This is a genomic window from Enterobacter sp. BNK-14, assembly GCF_047456095.1.
GTDB classification, from domain to species: domain Bacteria; phylum Pseudomonadota; class Gammaproteobacteria; order Enterobacterales; family Enterobacteriaceae; genus Enterobacter; species Enterobacter kobei.
In genome coordinates this window covers 3,857,304-3,877,341 of the sequence record NZ_CP179897.1, presented here as the reverse complement: position 1 = coordinate 3,877,341, position 20,038 = coordinate 3,857,304, and the positions used below count along the sequence as shown (strand labels likewise).

Annotated in this window: 18 protein-coding genes; 3 read left to right on the top strand and 15 right to left on the bottom strand. The window is 54.1% G+C overall.

What is annotated here, in order from left to right; translation table 11 throughout:
* Positions 1–177: 177 nt before the first annotated feature.
* From ACMGGM_RS18345 to ACMGGM_RS18335, 3 genes are read right to left on the bottom strand one after another with little or no spacing between them, the layout of a single operon-like run.
* Positions 178–1,959 (bottom strand): SmdB family multidrug efflux ABC transporter permease/ATP-binding protein, encoded by a 1,782-nt coding sequence (locus ACMGGM_RS18345; protein WP_014882786.1) that lies wholly within the window; start codon positions 1,957–1,959, stop codon positions 178–180.
* Complete coding sequence (locus tag ACMGGM_RS18340; RefSeq protein WP_045134720.1) at positions 1,952–3,724, bottom strand: SmdA family multidrug ABC transporter permease/ATP-binding protein; 1,773 nt, start codon at positions 3,722–3,724, stop codon at positions 1,952–1,954. The genes ACMGGM_RS18345 and ACMGGM_RS18340 overlap by 8 nt, the downstream gene beginning before the upstream one ends.
* Positions 3,725–3,754: 30 nt before the next feature.
* The gene (locus tag ACMGGM_RS18335; protein ID WP_008503307.1) at positions 3,755–4,213 is read right to left on the bottom strand and encodes an Lrp/AsnC family transcriptional regulator; all 459 of its coding nucleotides are present in this window, start codon (positions 4,211–4,213) and stop codon (positions 3,755–3,757) included.
* 115 nt (positions 4,214–4,328) lie between these two features.
* Between ACMGGM_RS18335 and ACMGGM_RS18330 the strand changes: the two genes are divergently transcribed.
* On the top strand, positions 4,329–5,375 hold the full coding sequence (locus ACMGGM_RS18330; RefSeq protein WP_045134719.1) for a PLP-dependent cysteine synthase family protein: 1,047 nt from the start codon (positions 4,329–4,331) through the stop codon (positions 5,373–5,375).
* Between the two features lie 41 nt (positions 5,376–5,416).
* Here ACMGGM_RS18330 and cof read toward each other — a convergent pair whose 3' ends face one another.
* The gene (gene cof, locus ACMGGM_RS18325; RefSeq protein WP_014882783.1) at positions 5,417–6,235 is read right to left on the bottom strand and encodes an HMP-PP phosphatase; all 819 of its coding nucleotides are present in this window, start codon (positions 6,233–6,235) and stop codon (positions 5,417–5,419) included.
* A 100-nt stretch (positions 6,236–6,335) separates the two neighbouring features.
* Here cof and ACMGGM_RS18320 point away from each other — a divergent pair, with 100 nt between their 5' ends.
* The gene (locus tag ACMGGM_RS18320) at positions 6,336–8,036 is read left to right on the top strand and encodes an SgrR family transcriptional regulator (protein WP_045134718.1); all 1,701 of its coding nucleotides are present in this window, start codon (positions 6,336–6,338) and stop codon (positions 8,034–8,036) included.
* Positions 8,037–8,102: 66 nt separating this feature from the next.
* Positions 8,103–8,798, top strand: a complete 696-nt coding sequence (queC, locus tag ACMGGM_RS18315; protein WP_023332238.1) for a 7-cyano-7-deazaguanine synthase QueC — start codon at positions 8,103–8,105, stop codon at positions 8,796–8,798.
* Positions 8,799–8,800: 2 nt separating this feature from the next.
* Here the strand turns inward: queC and ACMGGM_RS18310 are convergent, their stop codons facing one another.
* The 11 genes from ACMGGM_RS18310 to bolA all read right to left on the bottom strand — a co-directional run bounded on the left by ACMGGM_RS18310 (position 8,801) and on the right by bolA (position 19,879).
* A complete protein-coding gene (locus ACMGGM_RS18310) occupies positions 8,801–9,130 on the bottom strand; it encodes an addiction module antidote protein (RefSeq protein WP_014882780.1) in 330 nt (109 codons plus the stop codon).
* A complete protein-coding gene (locus tag ACMGGM_RS18305; protein WP_023336820.1) occupies positions 9,102–9,467 on the bottom strand; it encodes a type II toxin-antitoxin system RelE/ParE family toxin in 366 nt (121 codons plus the stop codon). Before ACMGGM_RS18305 ends, ACMGGM_RS18310 begins: the two co-directional genes overlap by 29 nt.
* A gap of 48 nt (positions 9,468–9,515) precedes the next feature.
* Positions 9,516–9,914 (bottom strand): YbgC/FadM family acyl-CoA thioesterase, encoded by a 399-nt coding sequence (locus ACMGGM_RS18300; protein WP_023336819.1) that lies wholly within the window; start codon positions 9,912–9,914, stop codon positions 9,516–9,518.
* 99 nt (positions 9,915–10,013) lie between these two features.
* On the bottom strand, positions 10,014–10,394 hold the full coding sequence (locus tag ACMGGM_RS18295) for a helix-hairpin-helix domain-containing protein (RefSeq protein WP_014882777.1): 381 nt from the start codon (positions 10,392–10,394) through the stop codon (positions 10,014–10,016).
* A 148-nt stretch (positions 10,395–10,542) separates the two neighbouring features.
* Entirely contained in the window at positions 10,543–12,414 is a 1,872-nt protein-coding gene (gene ppiD / locus ACMGGM_RS18290; protein WP_023332234.1) for a peptidylprolyl isomerase, read from the bottom strand.
* A gap of 212 nt (positions 12,415–12,626) precedes the next feature.
* Entirely contained in the window at positions 12,627–12,899 is a 273-nt protein-coding gene (gene hupB, locus ACMGGM_RS18285; RefSeq protein ID WP_002444653.1) for a nucleoid-associated protein HU-beta, read from the bottom strand.
* A gap of 210 nt (positions 12,900–13,109) precedes the next feature.
* On the bottom strand, positions 13,110–15,464 hold the full coding sequence (lon, locus tag ACMGGM_RS18280; RefSeq protein WP_014882775.1) for an endopeptidase La: 2,355 nt from the start codon (positions 15,462–15,464) through the stop codon (positions 13,110–13,112).
* Between the two features lie 183 nt (positions 15,465–15,647).
* Positions 15,648–16,922, bottom strand: a complete 1,275-nt coding sequence (gene clpX / locus ACMGGM_RS18275; RefSeq protein WP_014882774.1) for an ATP-dependent protease ATP-binding subunit ClpX — start codon at positions 16,920–16,922, stop codon at positions 15,648–15,650.
* A gap of 126 nt (positions 16,923–17,048) precedes the next feature.
* Positions 17,049–17,672, bottom strand: a complete 624-nt coding sequence (gene clpP, locus ACMGGM_RS18270) for an ATP-dependent Clp endopeptidase proteolytic subunit ClpP (protein ID WP_014069126.1) — start codon at positions 17,670–17,672, stop codon at positions 17,049–17,051.
* A 260-nt stretch (positions 17,673–17,932) separates the two neighbouring features.
* A complete protein-coding gene (tig, locus tag ACMGGM_RS18265; protein WP_014882773.1) occupies positions 17,933–19,231 on the bottom strand; it encodes a trigger factor in 1,299 nt (432 codons plus the stop codon).
* A gap of 330 nt (positions 19,232–19,561) precedes the next feature.
* Positions 19,562–19,879: a transcriptional regulator BolA gene (gene bolA / locus ACMGGM_RS18260; RefSeq protein WP_013095855.1), complete on the bottom strand. Its 318-nt coding sequence runs from the start codon at positions 19,877–19,879 to the stop codon at positions 19,562–19,564.
* Positions 19,880–20,038 lie beyond the last annotated feature (159 nt).

Genomic DNA, 20,038 nt, shown 5'->3' with positions numbered 1-20,038 from the left:
AGAAGGTATTGCAAGGGGTGTGCCAGAAATGAAAACCAGAAGGAACTGCGGTGCAAAGAGCGCTACACGGCCTTGATAAACGAACCGGTGAAAAAAAACGCACCATGCCGGTGCAGGGTGCGTTTCCGTTTTGCACCAACAGGAATGACTGTTAGCGCGTCGCCTCATTTTGGTGCATCAGGCGCTCAGCGATTCTTCCTCACGCACGCTGGCCGCCAGCTCTTCGCCTGCCAGCTGAAGCTGATACATCTGCCAGTAACGTCCCTTGGCTTCCAGCAGTTCACGGTGCGTACCCCGTTCAACGGCCTGGCCGCGATGTAGCACCAGAATGGTATCGGCATCAACGATGGTGGAAAGACGGTGGGCAATCACCACCAGCGTCGTATGGTCACGCACGGCCGACAGCGCCTGCTGGATGGCCTGCTCGGTACCGGAGTCAATACTGGCTGTCGCTTCATCCAGAATCAGAACCTGCGGCGTTTCAATCAGCACCCGCGCCAGGGCGAGGAGCTGTTTTTGCCCGACGGAGAGATTGTTCCCCTGCTCGCCCAGCTTAGTATTGATCCCCTCACTAAACCCGCGCGCCAGATCCGCCAGCTGCACTTTTTCCAGTACCTCCCAGACCTGCTCCTGCGTGTAGTCCCGCCCCAGGGTCACGTTCGCATAGAAGGTATCGGCCAGGACGACCGGATCCTGCTGCACCATCGCGACGCCTTTACGCAACACGTTGTGGCTAAGAGACGCGAGCGGACGTCCGTCGATCCGGATTTCACCGTGCGTAACCGGGTAGTAACCCATTAACAGGCTGGCGAGGGTGCTCTTACCGCTTCCCGTATGGCCCACCAGCGCCACGAAACCACGCGACGGAACATCAAGTGAGATATCCTGCAACACCAGCCGGTCTTCGCGATAGGCAAACGAGACATTATCAAAATCAATGGCACCGCTTTGCAAAGGCCGCTCATCGTTGCCGTAGGCCTGTCGCGGCCGGTCCATCAGCTCGAACACACGCTCACCGGCGACCACAGCCTGTTGCAGCATAGACTGCTGGGTGGTGAGCTCGATCAGCGGTTCGTTAAGGCGCCCCAGATAGCTAATAAAGGCGTACAGCACCCCCACTTCAATCGTACCGTTAGCGCTCAGCCCAAACAGCATCAGGAGACCGCAAAGCACCAGCGCAGAGAAAAGGCTCAGCAGCGGACGCAGCAGAAAACCGTCAAGCCGCAGCGTCTGCATGCGTGCCATATAGTGCGAGCGGCTGGCTTCGCCCATCCGTTCACCAAAGCGCGCCTGCTGGCGGAACTGCTGGATAACGCTCATGCCGTTGATGACTTCGTTGAAGCCATCGTTGATGTCGGCCAGATAGGCTCGTACACGACGCACGATTGGCGTGCTGTAGCGCTGGTAGATGACCATGACGATCAGCACCGCCGGGAAGATCGTGATCGCCACCAGCGCCATGCGCCAGTCGAGACTGAACATTGCCACCAGCATCGCACCAATCAGCGCCGCGCTGCGGAGCACCGTCGCCACCACGGTGACGTACAGATCGCGGATCACCTCGGTATCGTTGGTTACCCGGGAGATAACCTGCCCGACCGGCTGAATATCAAACTCGCTGAGCGGCTGGCGAAGCGCGGCGTCCATTACATCCGTACGCAACTGCTGAACGACACCAACGGCTGCGCGGTTAAACAGCAGCGACTGCGCATAGTGCAGCCCTGCTGCCGTCAGCTGTAACCCAACGTAAGCGACGCCTAAACCCGCCACCAGCCCCAGGGGCAGGTAGCTTTTGGCGACCATATTGTCGATAAAGTAACTGATGAGCAGCGGCCCGCTCACTTCTGCAATCGCCGCTATCCAGAGTAAAAGCACGGCCACGGACAGCGGTTTACGCCACGGCGAGCCGTAGGCCAGCAGACGTTTGAGCGTCGGCCACATCGTTCCGAGCTTACGCATTAGCGGCCTCCTCATTCTGTTCGGGGGCATCGTCCAGCGCCGCTTCAAGCTGTTGATAGCGATACATATCGCGATACCAGCCCGGTTGCTCAACAAGATTTTCATGCTGCCCGCGCTGGGCAATGTGCCCGTGCTGCAATACCAGAATTTCGCTGGCTTCGGTCAGCGCCGACAAACGGTGAGCGCTGATAATCACCGTGCGACCGTCACCCCACTGACGCAGGTTATGCAGGATCTGGTGCTCGGTACGGCCATCCACAGCGGAGAGCGCATCATCCAGGATCAAGATTTCGGCATTCAGCAGCAGCGCACGGGCAATCGAAATACGCTGTTTCTGCCCGCCGGACAGCATGACGCCACGCTCCCCGACTTCCGTTTCGTACCCCTGCGGCAGACGCAAAATATCATCATGCACGCTGGCTAAACGCGCCACATGCTCGATCTCCTCCTGCGTCGCCGCAGGGCATCCGAGGGCAATGTTATTCGCCACGGTGTCCGAAAATAAAAACGGCGTCTGGCTGACCACCGCCAGGCGGCCACGCCACTCATCCAGCAGCAGGTTCTTCAGGGGGATATCATGGAAACGAATATCCCCTTCGGTGACGTCAAAGTGGCGCTGGAGCAGAGAGAGGACGGTACTTTTTCCGGCCCCCGTCGGACCACAAATACCCAACATCTGGCCGGGCTGAAGCGTAAAGCTGACGTTCTCCAGTACCGGATGCGCCGTCTGCGGATAGACAAATTGACGGACGTCGACCTTCATTACGCCACGCCCTTCCGGGACCGCTTCGCTGCCGTCAGTCACCACCGGCGCTTCGGCCAGCATGGCGCGAATGCGGCTGTAGGCGGCGCTGCCCCGCTCCACAATGTTGAACATCCAGGCTAAAGCCAGCATCGGCCAGATCATCAGCCCGAGATACATCGCAAAACTGGTCAATTGTCCCAGGGTTAACGTCCCCTGTACCACCATCCAGCTACCGCCTCCGATAGCCAGCAGGTTGGCCATGCCAATCGCAACATAGATTGTCGGGTCAAAACGGGCGTCAATGCGCGCGACGCGCATGTTCTTCGCCCCCGTGTCTGCCGCATCGGCGGCAAACAGCGCGGACTGCCGGTCCTCCAGACCAAAGGCTTTGATCATGCGAATGCTGGTCATGCTCTCCTGGGTGCGATCGTTCAGAGACGAAAATGCCGCCTGCGCCAGTTTGAAGCGCTCGTGCAGCTGTTCGCCGTAGCGATTGATCGCCAATGCCATCAGCGGCATCGGCAGCAGCGCCAGAAGGGTCAACTGCCAGCTGATCTGCGTGGACATGACAATCAATACCGCACAGCCCATCACCAGCGAATCCACCAGCGTTAATACCCCTTCTCCGGCGGCGAAGACCACGCGATCAACATCGTTCGTGGCACGGGCGATGAGGTCCCCGGTGCGATGGCGCAGATAAAATTCGGGATGCTGTCGGCTCAGCTGGCGGTAAAAATCTTCACGCAGCTCAACGGCCAACTGATAGGACGCACCAAACAGCAGCACGCGCCAGACGTAGCGCAGGAGATAAACAATGACGGCCGTCAGCACCAGCGTGCCGACCCACATCAACACCCGTGCGGTGGTGTAATGCTGTTCGGTGACGCCATCCACGACGTACCCAACCACTTTCGGCGGGATCAGCTGCAGAATGGCAATGATAATAAGCAGGGCCACTGCACCGAGGTAGCGTTGCCACTCCCGACGAAAGTACCAGCTTAATTGGGCAAATAATCGCACGCGGTTTGTTCCTGAAGGTTTTTTACGAAGTTATTCAATGGGTAAGGCTGTAGTGTACTTAATCTGTTCCATGGCGAAGCTTGAGGTGACGTCTGATAAGCCCGGGACGCTGTTCACCAGCCGCTTGTAGAAGTCATCATAGCGCTTCATGTCTGCCACCTGGACGCGCATCAGGTAATCGTACTCGCCGGCCATTCGCCAGAAACCGAGCACCTCGGGCATCTCAGAGACCTGAGTAACAAAGCGGCAATACCACTCGCTGCTGTGGTGCTGGGTTTTAATCAGCACAAATGCCGTCAACCCAAGCCCCAGTTTTTCGGGATCGAGCAGCGCGACGCGCCCCAGCAAAATGCCATCATCTTCGAGCTTCTTAAGGCGCTTCCAGCACGGTGTGGTGGTCAGATTAACGGCATCTGCCAGCGCCTGCAAAGAGAGGGTACAGTCACTTTGCAGCAAGGAAAGGAGCTTACGGTCAATTTTATCTAGCATACCCACCTCACAGAGAAAATTTTTCTCCCTTCATTCTATTTTAAAGGCCAGATAGCAACAATTTTTTCTGTGCTTTTCGCTATGCTGGGCACAAAATGACAAACGGATAATTACGATGAATAGCACCTGGGTTAAACATGCCATCAGCGAAATCAATGCCGACTACCAGCGTTCGGCGGATACCCACCTGATCCGCCTTTCCCTGCCGGGATTTGACGGTATTCAGCTCTATCTTAAGGATGAAAGCACCCATCCGACCGGCAGCCTGAAGCATCGCCTGGCGCGCTCACTGTTTTTATACGGTTTATGTAACGGCTGGATCAAAGAAGGCACTCCCATTATTGAATCCTCGTCCGGTTCAACCGCCGTGTCCGAAGCCTATTTTGCCCGCCTGCTGGGCCTGCCGTTTATCGCGGTGATGCCCTCCTGCACTGCAAAACGCAAAATCGAGCAGATCGAATTTTACGGCGGTCGCTGCCACTTCGTTGAGAGTGCCTGCGAAATCTACGCCGCCTCTGAAATGCTGGCCCGTGAGCTCAACGGTCACTATATGGACCAGTTTACCTTCGCCGAACGCGCAACGGACTGGCGCGGCAATAACAACATCGCTGACAGTATTTTCCGCCAGATGACCCACGAGCCGCACCCCGTGCCGTCGTACATTGTGATGAGCGCCGGTACCGGTGGCACCTCAGCCACCATAGGACGCTACATTCGCTGTCAGGGCTACGATACCCAACTGATGGTGGTTGACCCGCAAAACTCGGTGTTCCTCGACTACTGGCAGAGCCGCGATGCCGATCTTCGCAGCCCGTCAGGCAGTAAAATTGAAGGAATTGGCCGCCCGCGCGTGGAACCGTCATTCATCCCAGATGTAGTGGATGAAATGCTGCGCGTGCCGGATGCCGCCAGCGTGGCAACCGCACACTGGCTGGAAACCCAGCTTGGCCGCAAAGTCGGGGCATCGACAGGCACCAATATGTGGGGCGCACTGCAGCTGGCGGCACGCATGCGTGAGGAAGGGCGTACCGGCTCCATCGTCACGCTGCTGTGCGACAGCGGCGAGCGCTACCTTGAGACCTACTACAATGCAGAATGGGTACAGGCTAACATCGGCGACATCACGCCGTGGAAAGTGCAGATTGCACAGCTGCTGAAATAAAAAAAAGCCAGACCGACGTCTGGCTTGCTGGAAGGCGCTCGCTATTCGGGGGAATAAGGGAGGTTGTTGTTGTCCAGCCAATGAGTCAAAAAATGGGACACCGCTTCGTTACCGCAGTGTCCGATAACGGGCAGATGAGGAAGCTCGGCAATCAGCTGCGGCATCGCATTCCCCATAATCAAGCCGCGCCCCACGCTGCCCAGCATCTCTCGGTCATTCATGGCGTCGCCAAATGCCATACAATCCTGCAGCGTTAAGCCCAGATGGTCGCTCAGTACCGCCAGGGCGGAACCTTTGTTACAGCCCACGGGTAATACTTCCAGACAATCTACCGCCGAGAAGGTCAGATGCGCCCGGTTGCCGAGCGCCTCATTTAACTGGATGCGCAGGCGTCGCAGATCGTCGTGATCGCCACAGAAGCAGATCTTGGTCACCGCGTGGGCGGGGATCCGGCGCAGATCGATAAGCTGATATTTAAAACCGCTATAGACATGCGCATGCAGTAACTCGGGGATTTCGCTTCCGGTAAACCAGCCTTGATCGTTAAAAACGTGGACACTGGCCTGTGTGTCCCAGGTGCTGTGCAGGACGATATCCGCCACTTCCGGGTTAAGATCCTGACGGTGCAGTACCTCCCCTTCGACGGTGTGAATGCGCGTTCCGTTTCCGGTGATCAGAAAAGCATCAAGAGAAAACGCGCCCAGTAAATGGCGCATCTCCAGAACATGTCGGCCGGTGGCAAATGTCAGAGTGACATCTCGCTCGCGCAGGCGCTTCAGGGCACTCAGCGTTTTCTCTCCCAGACGGTGATCCGGCATTAACAGCGTGCCGTCCATATCAAATGCAGCGAGGCGGGCCATGATGACTCCTGAAATGTGATGCGATTAGCTTGTGCATCAGTATCAGGTGAGATATACGGAAGTAATAGTGAATAGATGATAATTATTGTTCCGGGTTTCTATGCGTCAGCTTAACCGTCTTAACCAGTATCACCGTTTATGGCAGCCGTCCGAAGGTGCGACGCAGCAGGTCACTATCAGCGAGCTGGCAGCCCGCTGTTTTTGTAGCGAGCGGCATGTCCGAACGCTGCTGCGTCAGGCTCAGGAGGCGGGCTGGCTGAGCTGGCGCGCGCAGTCTGGTCGCGGCAAGCGCGGCGAACTGACGTTCCATGCCACCCCTGAGTCGCTGCGCAATATGATGATGGAAGAAGCACTGAAGAGCGGACAGCAGCATAACGCGCTGGAACTGGCCCAGCTTGCGCCTGACGAGCTGCGTTCGTTACTGCATCCGTTTTTGGGTGGGCAATGGCAAAACGACACGCCGACGCTGCGCATCCCCTACTATCGCTCGCTGGAACCCCTTCAGCCGGGTTTTTTACCGGGCCGGGCCGAGCAACATCTGGCAGGACAGGTGTTCTCAGGCTTGACGCGATTTAACGGTAACAGCAGTGAACCCACCGGCGATCTGGCGCATCACTGGGAGGTCTCTGCTGACGGGCTGCGCTGGCATTTCTATATTCGCTCCACGCTGCACTGGCATGACGGCGATAAAATAGAAACGGCGCAACTCCAGCGAAGCCTGACGGCGTTGTTAGCGCAGCCCATCATGCGAACGCTTTTTCAGAGCGTCTTGTCTGTCGAAACCACACATTCGCAATGTCTGACGTTTGTTTTACATCAACCGGACTACTGGCTGGCGCACAGGCTGGCAACCTACTGTAGCCGTCTGGCGCATCCCGATCGCCCGGTCGTCGGCAGTGGTCCCTTCCGGCTGACCCTCTTTGAGCCCGACCTGGTACGCCTGGAAAGCCATGAGCAATACCACCTGAGTCATCCGCTGCTTAAGGCCATCGAGTACTGGATCACTCCCCAGCTTTTTGATTACAGGCTGGGTACCAGCTGTCGCCACCCGGTGCAAATCGCCATTGGCGAGGCCGATGAGCTCGAAAGCCTGCGGCTGGTGAGCAGCAGCACCAGCCTGGGCTTCTGTTATCTCACGCTGAAACAGAGCGCGCGGCTGAGTGAGATCCAGGCAAAGCGGCTGATTAATATCATTCATCTCTCCAGGCTTCTGCACACGCTTCCGCTCAACGAAGGGCTCATCACGCCAACTCATGAACTGCTTCCCGGCTGGACAATCCCGGAATGGCCTGATTTGACGGACATTGCCCTCCCTGAGGCGTTGACGCTGGTTTATCATCTGCCCGTAGAGCTTCACACCATGGCCAGCCAGTTGAAGGAGTACCTCGCCCTGCAGGGTTGTGAATTGACCGTCATCTTTCACGACGCGAAGACGTGGGATGGATGCCAGCAGCTTGCCGATGCAGACATCATGATGGGAGATAAGCTGATTGGTGAAGCGCCAGCGTATACGCTTGAGCAGTGGCTCCGCTGTGATGCGCTGTGGCCGCATGTGTTAAGCGCACCGGCTTACGCCCATTTGCAAGCCACGCTGGATGCGGTGCAGGCGCAAGCCGAGTCCCGGGACCGACACGCGGGGCTGCAAGCCATTTTCAGCCGCTTAATGGAGGATGCGGTGTTGACGCCGCTCTTTAATTATCAGTATCAAATCAGCGCGCCGCCAGGCGTAAACGGGATACGCCTTAACACCCGCGGCTGGTTTGATTTTACCGAAGCCTGGCTGCCTGCCCCCAAATCGTGAAGAAGCTGGTCGCCGCCGTAGCCAGGCGGTAACATAACGTTTTTACCGTAACTGTTGAGATGATTTATGAAACGTGCCGTCGTCGTGTTCAGCGGAGGACAAGACTCTACTACTTGCCTGGTTCAGGCCCTTCATCAGTATGATGAAGTTCACTGTGTGACCTTTGATTATGGTCAGCGCCACCGAGCTGAAATCGACGTTGCCCGTGAACTGGCCCTCAAACTGGGGGCACGCGCGCACAAGGTGCTGGACGTTACGCTGTTAAATGAACTGGCTGTCAGTAGCCTCACCCGCGACAGCATTCCTGTACCGGATTATGAACCCGATGCCAGCGGCATTCCGAATACCTTCGTACCGGGCCGCAATATTCTGTTTCTGACCCTGACGGCGATCTACGCCTACCAGGTGAAAGCCGAAGCGGTAATCACTGGCGTATGCGAAACAGACTTCTCCGGCTACCCGGACTGCCGTGACGAATTCGTGAAAGCATTAAACCACGCCGTCAATCTGGGCATGGCGAAAGAGACGCGCTTTGAGACGCCGTTGATGTGGCTGGATAAAGCCGAAACCTGGGCCCTGGCGGACTACTGGGGCAAGCTGGATCTGGTTCGCAGTGAAACCCTCACCTGCTATAACGGCATCAAAGGCGACGGTTGCGGCCAGTGCGCGGCCTGTAATCTTCGCGCTAACGGGCTGAACCACTATCTGGCCGATAAAGTTGGCGTGATGGCCGCAATGAAGCAAAAGACCGGGCTTAAATAACGCTACTTAACCGTGCTGTCGAACAGTTTTACGCCGGCAGCACGAGTCACTTTCATTAGCGTCGTCAGCGTTGGGTTACCGTTGTCAGATAAGGTTCGGTATAACTGTTGGCGGGACAGACCGGATTTGGCAGCAATTTCACCTATGCCACCGCGGGATTCGATAACACGTCTTAGCGCGATTAAGTATGCAGGGATTCCCTGGTCTTCATAAATCTCATCCAACGCAACCTGCAGATATAGCTGAGCGTAGGAAGGGTTTTCGCGAAGCATTTTTACGACGGCTTCATCGTGACTGACGGAGCTAGAGAATTTTCGTTCGCTTTTGCTCATCGGATTTCTCCTTTTGATGGTCATTCCAGTAATCAATTGCCAGTTTCACATCGGTCCTTTGACTCTTTTTGTCACCCCCAATCAGCAACAATAGGATCTCCCGATGTTGTACTGCAAAATAGATTCGATATCCGGGACCACAATCAATTTTCAATTCCCAGATACCATCTCTGAGATACCGGTAATCGCCGAAGTTCCCTTTCTCTGCACGGTCAATTCGCAAAAGAATCCGAAACACTAATTCCGGATCCTTTCGCTTCATCTTCGCTACCCACTCCTCAAATGGCACTTTTCCGTCACGGGTACGGTAGCGTTCAACAACGTAGTCCCTGTCCATGATTCTATCCCTGGAAAAACGTTTTGTCTTTTATAAAAGACAAAATTTCTAAACGATCATCAGCTCCAGCTTCTCCCGCAATGCCCCTTCCAGCGGCAGAGCCTTCTGGGTTTTCAGATCGATACAGACAAAGGTGATCAGTGCATCAGCCACCACCTGCCCTTCAGGATCGAGCGTCACCACCTGGCTTAATACACCACTCTTGCCGTTGAGCTGTTGCACCTGACTGGTCACCGTGAGTACATCACCCAGCACGGCCGGGCGGCGGTAGTTGATGTTGATATTGACGACCACGAACGCGATGTTATGCGCGCTCAACCACTGAAAGCTTTCGCTGTTTTCCAGCCCGTCCCAGCGCGCTTCTTCAAGGAACTCAAGATAGCGGGCATTGTTAACGTGCTGGTAAACATCAAGGTGGTAACCGCGTACTTTGATTTTTGTCTGCATAGCGCAATAGCCTTTACTGTTGTTATAGGATCAGAGGTCATAACTGGTATGACCTCTTTATCCTGGCAAATTATCGCCGCAGTGCAAGTAATTGTGAGATTACAACGTCAGGTGTGAGAGGTTACGCTCCACCAGCGCGCTGCCCATGCCCGGCACCTGTTTGAGGTCGTCGACAGTTTTGAAAGGACCATACTCTTCGCGGTAGCTGACGATGGCCTGTGCTTTTTTCAGGCCGACACCGTTCATTGCGCGGGCGAGATCTTCCGCAGAGGCCGAATTGATACTGACCCGCGTACCGTCATCATCCGCCGTTTTACCGGCATCAGCCGCTTTGGATTGCCCTTGCACTGACGCTGAGGCGTCAGATTTGCTCTGTACCGTCTGTGCTTTGGCTGCGGGCGTCGCGGCCAGCGCACTCGTGGTCATCCCGGTGGTGGCAATAGCCAGCGCAATTAACAGTGCTTTGATTCCACATTTCATGCTGTTTTCTCCTTGTTTGTTGACAGCCACGTCACGATAGCCGCCCGGAAAAACAGCTACAAACAGCAGATTGCAGAAATGGAAAAGGCCGCGAAAGCGGCCTTTAGTTTTTGCAGAGCGTTACGAAAATCTGCGAGCAGATACGTAATTATTGCTGCTGAGTCATCACATCGCCCAGCTTGATTTTGGCATCTTTACGCAGGTTGCTCATCATGGCTTCGAAAGCAATCTGAGCATTGTTCTGGGTAATGCCCTGAACCATCGCCTTCTTCTGCGCTTCTGGCAGGGTACCGGCTTTTACTTCGTCCAGCGCCAGCAGAACAACGTTACCCTGCATATCGGTGGTGGTGCCGAAGCTTGGTTTGTCCTTCGCAGGCAGAGTCAGGCCAAACGCAGCCTGGCTGATGGGGTCCTGACCGGTACGGCTCAGCGTTTTCGCTTCACCGAAGCTCAGGCCTGCCGCTTTCAGCGCATCGTCTTTGCCCGCTTTCAGATCAGCCAGAATCTTCTCAGCATCCAGTTTCGCCTGCTGTTCCGCTTTGTTGTGCTTAACCTGAGCGGCAACCTGATCCTTCACTTCTGCCAGCGGTTTGACCGCTTCCGGCTTGTGCTCGCTGACGCGCAGCACGAACGCACGGTCACCGTCGACGGTAATGATGTCAGAGTTGCTGCCTGGCGTACCGTTCTCGCCCACCAGACCACCGTTAAAGATGGCGTCTGAAACCGGTTTAAAGTTCAGCTCTTCCGGCAGGTTATCACGACCAAACCAGCCCGTCTCAACCGCTTTCACCCCAGCAGCCTGCTCTGCACCCGCCAGCGATTCGTTGTCGTTGCTGGCGGCATCGCTCACCTTCTGTTGAAGTGCGTAGTAGGCATCCAGCGCTTTTTCCTGTTTCACTTTCGCCGCGATATCATCACGAACGTCAGCCAGCGGCTTGGTTTTCGCCGCGGTGATGTCGTCCAGACGCGCGACCAGGAAACCAACGGAAGACTTAATGACACCAGAAAGCTGGCCTTTCTCTTTCAGACCCGCATTTTTCAGTTCGTCCGGCGTGGTTGCGTCTTCCAGCCAACCCATATCACCGCCGTTTTTGGCAGAGATAATATCGGTGGATTTTGCTTTCGCGAGGGTGGCGAAATCAGCCCCTTTATTCAGCTCATCCAGTACCGCTTTGGCGTCAGCCTCGGTTTTAGTCTGAATCACGCTGTAGCGGTTACGCTGCGGCTGAGTGAACTGATCCTGATGCTGATCGTAGTAAGACTGAATTTCTGTATCAGACGCCGTTTCCTGCAGCCCGGCAGCATCCAGCTTGATGTAGCTCACGCGGAACTGCTCTGGAGAAACGAAGGTATTTTTGTTCTGCTCGTACCAGGCGTTCAGTTCCGCGTCGCTGACCTGCTGTTTGGCCGCCAGGGCGTTAACATCTATGGTCGCTTCACGGACAACGCGCTGCTGCGCCACCAGCGCGGCCAGCTCTTCCGTCTCACCTTTGAGCATGAAATCGGTGCCCACAACGGCATTGATAAGCTGCTGAGTGGTCAGTTGGTTACGCAACGCCTGAGCGTATTGGTCAGCCGTCATGCCCATCTGGTTGACGATGCTATTGTAACGGGCGTTGTCGAATTTACCGTTTGACTGGAATGCCTGAGTGGCGAAGATCGCTTTTTTCACCTGCTCATCGCTGATGCCAAGACCCAGCTTTTTGGCATACTGATCCAGTAACGCTTCGTCGATAAGACGGTTCAGCGTCTGTTGGCGCAGGGTCTTCATATACCCTTCATTCGCCGCCAGTTCAGAGAATTGGTCGCCCAGCTGTTGCTGCATACGGTTACGTTCACCGGCAAAAGCATTCTCGAACTGACCACGGCTGATCTCCTGGCCATTCACTTTTGCGGCATAGTTCGCGCCACCGCCAATAAGGTAACTGCTCACGCCGGTCAATATGAACGACACGATAATGATACCGAAAATAATCTTGAGCACGAGACTGTTAGCAGCCGTGCGTAAGCTGTCCATCATGGTGTAACAACACTCCGCTGTAGGTGACTGGTTACCTGACGCTGACGGAAAATCCTGCCCGTCGCGCGTAAAGGCGTATTGTGACAAGAAAACGGGGCGATTGTCAGCCCACAACTCGCATAAACTCGCACAAATCAGGTCTGGACAAACAAAAAAGGCACATCAAATGATGCGCCCTTGTACTTTCCGGCTTCCCTGAAACGGGAAAGCAATCAATTTACTGCGTCTTTCAGCGCTTTACCTGCACGGAAACCCGGCACTTTAGCAGCAGCAATGGTGATCTCTTTACCGGTCTGAGGGTTGCGGCCAGTACGGGCAGCACGCTCTTTAACAGCAAAAGTACCGAAGCCTACCAGTGCAACGTCGTCTCCAGCCTGCAGAGATTCAGTAACAGAAGCAATTAATGCATCTAACGCACGTCCAGCTGCAGCTTTAGAAATATCAGCACCAGCAGCAATTTTGTCAATCAGTTGAGATTTATTCACTGTTCTCTTCCTCTCTTTATAATTTATATCGCGCCTGAGTCCTTCACAACGCGACCGCGCAGCAGTTATATCAGGCCTGCCATGACCTTACAACACCCGTTGTTGATGGCTGACCTAATCAGCAATCTAAATTAGCTATACAAAAAAAGGCTGGCAAGTGCGAAATGCCTTACCAGCCTTGTTTTTATTGACGCTCTTTGCGCGAGGTCACTATTTTGCGGTTACAACCTGCATTCCGGACGGCTCATTCTGCAATGCGAGAGTAAGAACTTCCTCAATTCGCTTAACAGGATGAATCTGCAGATCGGCAATTACGTTGTCCGGAATCTCTTCCAGATCGCGTTTATTCTCGTAAGGAATCAATACGGTTTTGATCCCACCACGGTGTGCCGCCAGCAGTTTTTCTTTTAACCCGCCGATAGGCAGAACCTGACCACGCAGGGTGATTTCACCGGTCATTGCCACATCAGCGCGTACCGGGTTGCCTGTCAGACAGGAGACCAGCGCCGTACACATGGCAATACCCGCGCTTGGACCATCTTTCGGCGTCGCCCCTTCCGGGACGTGAACGTGGATGTCGCGTTTTTCGTAGAAATCCGGGTTAATACCCAGTTTTTCCGCGCGCGCGCGCACCACGGTCAGCGCCGCCTGAATGGACTCCTGCATCACTTCACCCAGCGAGCCGGTGTAGGTCAGCTTGCCTTTACCCGGTACACAGGCGGTTTCGATGGTCAGCAGATCGCCGCCCACTTCCGTCCATGCCAGACCGGTCACCTGGCCTACGCGGTTTTCATTATCCGCACGACCGTAGTCGAAGCGCTGAACGCCCAGGTAGGCATGCAGATTGTCGCCGTTGATCACAATGTGTTTCAGGCTCTTATCCAGCAGCAGCTGTTTCACCGCCTTGCGGCACAGTTTAGAGATTTCACGCTCAAGGCTACGCACGCCCGCTTCACGGGTGTAATAGCGAATGATGCCGATAATCGCGCTGTCCTCGACGGTCAGCTCGTTGGCTTTCAGTGCGTTACGCTCAATCTGTTTCGGCAGCAGGTGCTGTTTCGCGATATTCAGCTTCTCATCTTCGGTGTAACCGGAGAGGCGGATCACTTCCATACGGTCCAGCAGCGGGGCCGGTATGTTCATGGAGTTGGAGGTTGCCACGAACATCACATCGCTCAGGTCGTAGTCCACTTCCAGGTAGTGATCGCTGAACGCCACGTTCTGTTCTGGATCAAGCACTTCCAGCAGTGCAGAGGCCGGATCGCCACGCATGTCCGAAGACATTTTGTCGATCTCATCAAGCAGGAACAGCGGGTTTTTAACGCCCACTTTCGCCATCTTCTGGATCAGTTTACCCGGCATAGAACCGATGTAGGTACGACGGTGACCGCGGATTTCCGCTTCATCGCGTACGCCACCCAGCGCCATACGGATATACTTACGTCCGGTCGCTTTGGCGATGGACTGTCCCAGAGAGGTTTTACCCACCCCCGGCGGTCCTACCAGACACAGAATTGGGCCTTTGATTTTGTTTACACGGCTTTGTACCGCGAGGTACTCAAGAATGCGGTCTTTCACGCGTTCCAGGCCGTAGTGGTCGGTATCCAGGATCTCCTGCGCCTGACGCAGGTCTTTTTTGACCTTGCTGCGGGCGTTCCACGGAACCTGCACCATCCACTCAATGTAGCCGCGTACGACGGTTGCTTCAGCCGACATTGGAGACATCATTTTCAGCTTCTGCAATTCTGCTTCGGCTTTCTCTTTCGCCTCTTTCGGCATCTTCGCCGCGTCGATTTTACGCTTCAGCGCTTCGTTTTCGTCCGGCGCGTCGTCCATCTCGCCGAGCTCTTTCTGAATCGCTTTCATTTGCTCATTCAGATAGTACTCACGCTGAGATTTCTCCATCTGCTTTTTGACGCGGTTGCGAATACGTTTCTCAACCTGCAGCAGATCGATTTCAGACTCCATCATCGCCATCAGGTATTCCAGACGTTCGTTAACGTCGGACATTTCCAGCACGGACTGTTTGTCAGCCAGCTTCAGCGGCATGTGTGCTGCGATGGTGTCCGCCAGACGCGCAGGATCGTCGATGCTGTTCAGCGACGTCAGCACTTCTGGTGGGATTTTTTTATTCAGCTTGATATAGCCTTCAAACTGGCTAATTGCGGTGCGCACCAGCACTTCCTGCTCGCGCTCATCAAGCTCAGGCGAATCAAGGTACTCTGCCTTGGCAGAGAAGTGTTCGCCGTCATCTGACAGAGTGGTAATACGCGCACGCTGCAGCCCTTCGACCAGCACCTTCACGGTGCCGTCAGGCAGCTTCAGCATCTGCAAAATAGAGGCCACGGTCCCGACGGTGAAAAGATCGTTTACACCCGGCTCATCCGTCGATGCTTCTTTCTGTGCCACCAGCATGATTTTTTTATCATGATCCATGGCGGCTTCGAGGCAACGGATAGATTTTTCCCGCCCTACAAACAAGGGTATGACCATGTGCGGATAAACCACCACATCGCGCAACGGCAATACGGGGATTTCAATGCGTTCAGAACGCTCAGGATTCATAGAGCTCTCTCTTAGTTTAGTGTCCGCCAGGTAAGCTGGTCATGTCACTGTACTTCACATAACCATTAACATGTATCCAGTATATGGGGATGTTTCCCACACATTCAACGCTATGAATACGGAAAAAGTAAAGGGGAGATAAAATCCCCCCTTTTTAATTAACTGCTTGTATGATTTGGTGAATTATTCGCCAGATGCCTGCTGGGCTTCCGGTTTACCGTAAATCAGCAGCGGCTTGGTTTGGCCGCTGATTACGGACTCGTCGATAACCACTTTCTCAACATCTTCCATCGACGGCAGATCGTACATGGTATCGAGCAGCGCCGCTTCAACGATTGAACGCAGACCACGCGCACCGGTTTTACGGATCATCGCTTTCTTAGCAATCGCATCAAGCGCTTCGTCACGGAATTCAAGGTCAACCCCTTCCAGATTGAACAGCGCCTGGTACTGCTTGGTCAGCGCATTTTTCGGCTCTTTCAGGATCTGAATCAGCGCCTCTTCACTCAGCTCATTCAGCGTTGCCACAACGGGCAGACGGCCAATGAACTCAGGAATCAGACCGAATTTGATCAGATCTTCAGGTTCAACCTGCGAAAGCAGTTCGCCTTCGTTCGGTTTTTCGGACGAGGCTTTTACCGTTGCGCCAAAACCAATGCCGGAGCCGGTTTCAACACGGTGGGAAATGACTTTATCCAGACCGGCAAACGCACCGCCACAGATGAACAGGATCTTGGAGGTATCAACCTGCAGGAACTCCTGCTGAGGATGCTTACGCCCCCCCTGCGGTGGAACGGCGGCAACCGTACCTTCGATCAGCTTCAGCAGCGCCTGCTGCACGCCTTCACCCGACACGTCGCGGGTGATGGACGGGTTGTCTGATTTACGGGAGATCTTATCGATCTCATCAATATAAACAATGCCGCGCTGTGCTTTCTGTACGTCGTAATCGCACTTCTGCAGCAGTTTCTGAATGATGTTCTCAACGTCTTCACCCACATAACCGGCTTCGGTCAGGGTGGTGGCATCGGCCATGGTAAACGGAACATCCAGCAGGCGCGCCAGGGTTTCCGCCAGCAACGTTTTACCGGAACCCGTCGGTCCGATCAGCAGGATGTTACTTTTACCCAGTTCTACGCCATTACTGGTGTCGCCGTTACGCAGACGTTTGTAGTGGTTATATACCGCTACCGCCAGCACTTTCTTCGCCTGCTCTTGTCCGATGACATAGTCGTCAAGGTGATGACGAATTTCATGCGGCGTTGGCAATGCGCTACGCTCACGGTGCGGCGCAACTTCTTTAATCTCTTCGCGAATGATGTCGTTACATAAATCAACACATTCGTCGCAGATATACACGGACGGCCCGGCAATCAGTTTACGCACTTCATGCTGGCTTTTGCCGCAAAAAGAGCAGTACAGCAGTTTGCCCGAACCATCTTTGCGTTTATCTGTCATGAGTCCAAACCTCTTTTTAAGTTCTTTGTGCCGCACATGACGACGCAAATGCCATTCTAAGACGCGTACTGCTTAAAGCAGCGTGCCGCCCTACCTTAGTATAGCGGCACACTCGCGTCGCGGGCATCAATTACGATGGGTCAATACGGAGTCGACTAAGCCGTACTCAACTGCCTCTGGAGCAGAGAGGAAGCGATCGCGCTCGGTATCGCGCTCGATCTGCTCGAGAGATTGACCTGTATGCTGCGCCATAAGTTCATTCATGCGCGCTTTTACTTTCAGAATTTCGCGGGCGTGGATTTCGATATCCGTCGCCTGCCCCTGGTAACCACCCAGCGGCTGGTGAATCATCACACGGGAGTTAGGCAGGCAGAAACGCTTACCTTTCGCCCCTGCGGTTAACAGGAAGGCACCCATGGATGCAGCCTGACCCATACAGATCGTGCTGACATCTGGCTTGATGAATTGCATGGTGTCATAAATGGACATACCCGCCGTAATCACACCGCCTGGCGAGTTGATGTACAGGTAAATGTCTTTTTCCGGGTTTTCCGCTTCCAGGAACAGCATCTGCGCTACGATCAGGTTAGCCATATGGTCTTCTACCTGGCCGGTCAGAAAGATAACGCGTTCCTTGAGCAGACGGGAATAGATATCGAAAGAACGCTCACCACGTGAGGTCTGTTCAATAACCATTGGCACCAGCGCCATATGGGGTGCAAAGTTATCTCGTTCGCCACTGTATGACATTTCCGTCTCCTGGTTCAAAATTGAAAACACCTGCTGTACTGATTGTAACCTTATGGACGGATTATCAGCCAGTCTCAATCATCGTGATTACATACTTATGGGGTTCGCCACGCCCTATTTCAAGCATAACAACCTTTTGTTGTAACGCTAACACTGAAAGGGCGTTTTAGCACCCTTCCAGGACTAAAGCTGCGATAAAAAAAACCCGTCGCCGGAGGGCAACGGGTTTTTTGGTCAAACTTTAAACCGTTAGGGCGTTATTACGCCTGCTGGTTCATCAGTTCGTTGAAAGAGGTCGCTTTTTCGGTCACTTTCGCTTTCGCCAGAACCGCTTCAACAGCCTGCTCTTCCAGTGCGACGTTGCGCATGTTGTCCATCAGCTCTTTGTTCTTACCGTAGAACTCGATCACTTCTGATGGATCTTCGTATGCGGAAGCCATCTCTTCGATCAGGCCTTTCACGCGCTCTTCGTCAGCTTTCAGCTCGTGGGTACGAATCACTTCGCCCAGCAGCAGGCCAACAACAACGCGACGTTTCGCTTGCTCTTCAAACAGCTCGCGTGGCAGTTCCATCGCTTGCTGCTGGTTGCCACCGAAACGCTGTGCAGCCTGACGGCGCAGCACATCGATTTCGCTGTCGATCAGGGCTGCAGGAACGTCGATGTCGTTCGCTTTCACCAGACCTTCAATCGCCTGAGATTTCACACGGTTACGCACAGCACCGTTCAGCTCGCGCTCCATGTTTTTACGCACTTCGGTACGCAGGCCAGCAACTGAACCATCTTCCACGCCGAAACGCTTGATGAATTCTTCAGTCAGTTCTGGCAGTTCGCGCTCTTCCACTTTCTTCAGGTTGATCACGAACTTCGCTGCTTTACCTTTCAGGTTTTCAGCGTGGTATTCTTCAGGGAAGGTCACGTCGATAGTGAACTCTTCGCCAGCCTTGTGGCCTTTGATACCGTCTTCGAAGCCTGGGATCATACGACCCTGACCCATTGCCAGTACGAAGTCAGACGCTTTGCCGCCTTCGAACTCTTCGCCGTCTACAGAACCGGTGAAGTCGATGGTCACACGGTCTTCCGCGTCAACAGCGCCTTCTTTCTCTTTCCAGTTCGCCTGCTGCTTGCGCAGGGTGTCCAGCATGCCGTCAACATCTTCGTCAGTCACGGAGACAATCGGTTTTTCAACTTCGATAGATTCCAGACCTTTCAGCTCAACTTCCGGGTACACTTCGAACTCGACGGAGTAAGTGAAGTCTTCGCCCAGTTTGTATTCGCCTGGAACGTAGTTTGGCGCGCCGGCCGGATTGATTTTTTCTTTGATGATCGCATCAATAAAGTTGCGGCTCATCAGTTCACCCAGCACATCCTGACGCACAGAGGCGCCATAACGCTGAGCAACAACATTCATTGGAACTTTGCCCTTACGGAAGCCGTCAATACGTACTTTTTTTGCTACGTTGACCAGCTCGCTTTTCACAGCAGTTTCGATGCTGTCAGCAGCGATAGTAATCGTTACACGGCGGCCAAGGCCTTGAGTGGTTTCAACTGAAACTTGCATCTTGTTACCTCAAAAAAATCACAGTGCTCGGTCAACTCTGAATCTGTCTGTTATACCGGGATGCTCTCTTAGTGCAGATTCACATTCCCTGTCGCCAGAATCATCCCGAAGACATTCAATAAGACGCGGCATTATAGCGGCATCACTTAGGTGAGTCGAGAACGGTTGGGGCATGTTGCTGCGGCTTTTTTCACACTTTAAGGCTATTTTTAGCCTTAAAATCGCTCCATCCGCTCAAAACTCAGACAAAACAAAACGGCCCGGAGGCCGTTTTGAGGAAATCTGTAAGCAACATACTGGAAAAGCTCCAGCCGTTGCAAATCCGATTTATCAGGCGATGGTGCCTGCACCGCGACACGGCGGTGATGCGAAAACCGTATCCTGCAAGCCTTCCCATTCCTTAATGGTGTAGGTATGCAGTGCCAGCGCATGCACGGTGGTGGAGAGTTCTTCCGTCAAGGTGCTGTAGATCAAGCGGTGTCGGTTCAGGAAACGTTCTCCCGTGAAGCGATCGCTAACCAGAACCACTTTAAAGTGGCTTTCAGAACCTGCCGGCACGTTATGACGATAGCTCTCGTCGACGACTTCGAGGAACACAGGGTTGAACGCTGCCCTTAATTTATCTTCTATCTGCTCACGTATCATCATGAAATTACTCCTCCGACAACGCCAGGATGTCACCCATCCCTTTAAATGTTAGCCGCTTTTACCGTTTCCATTACACCTTGACAACAAATATTTAGCTTTCGTCTGATTTTCTCATTCAAACGAATGAAGTTCACTGCGAGACTCATACCTTTCATCATT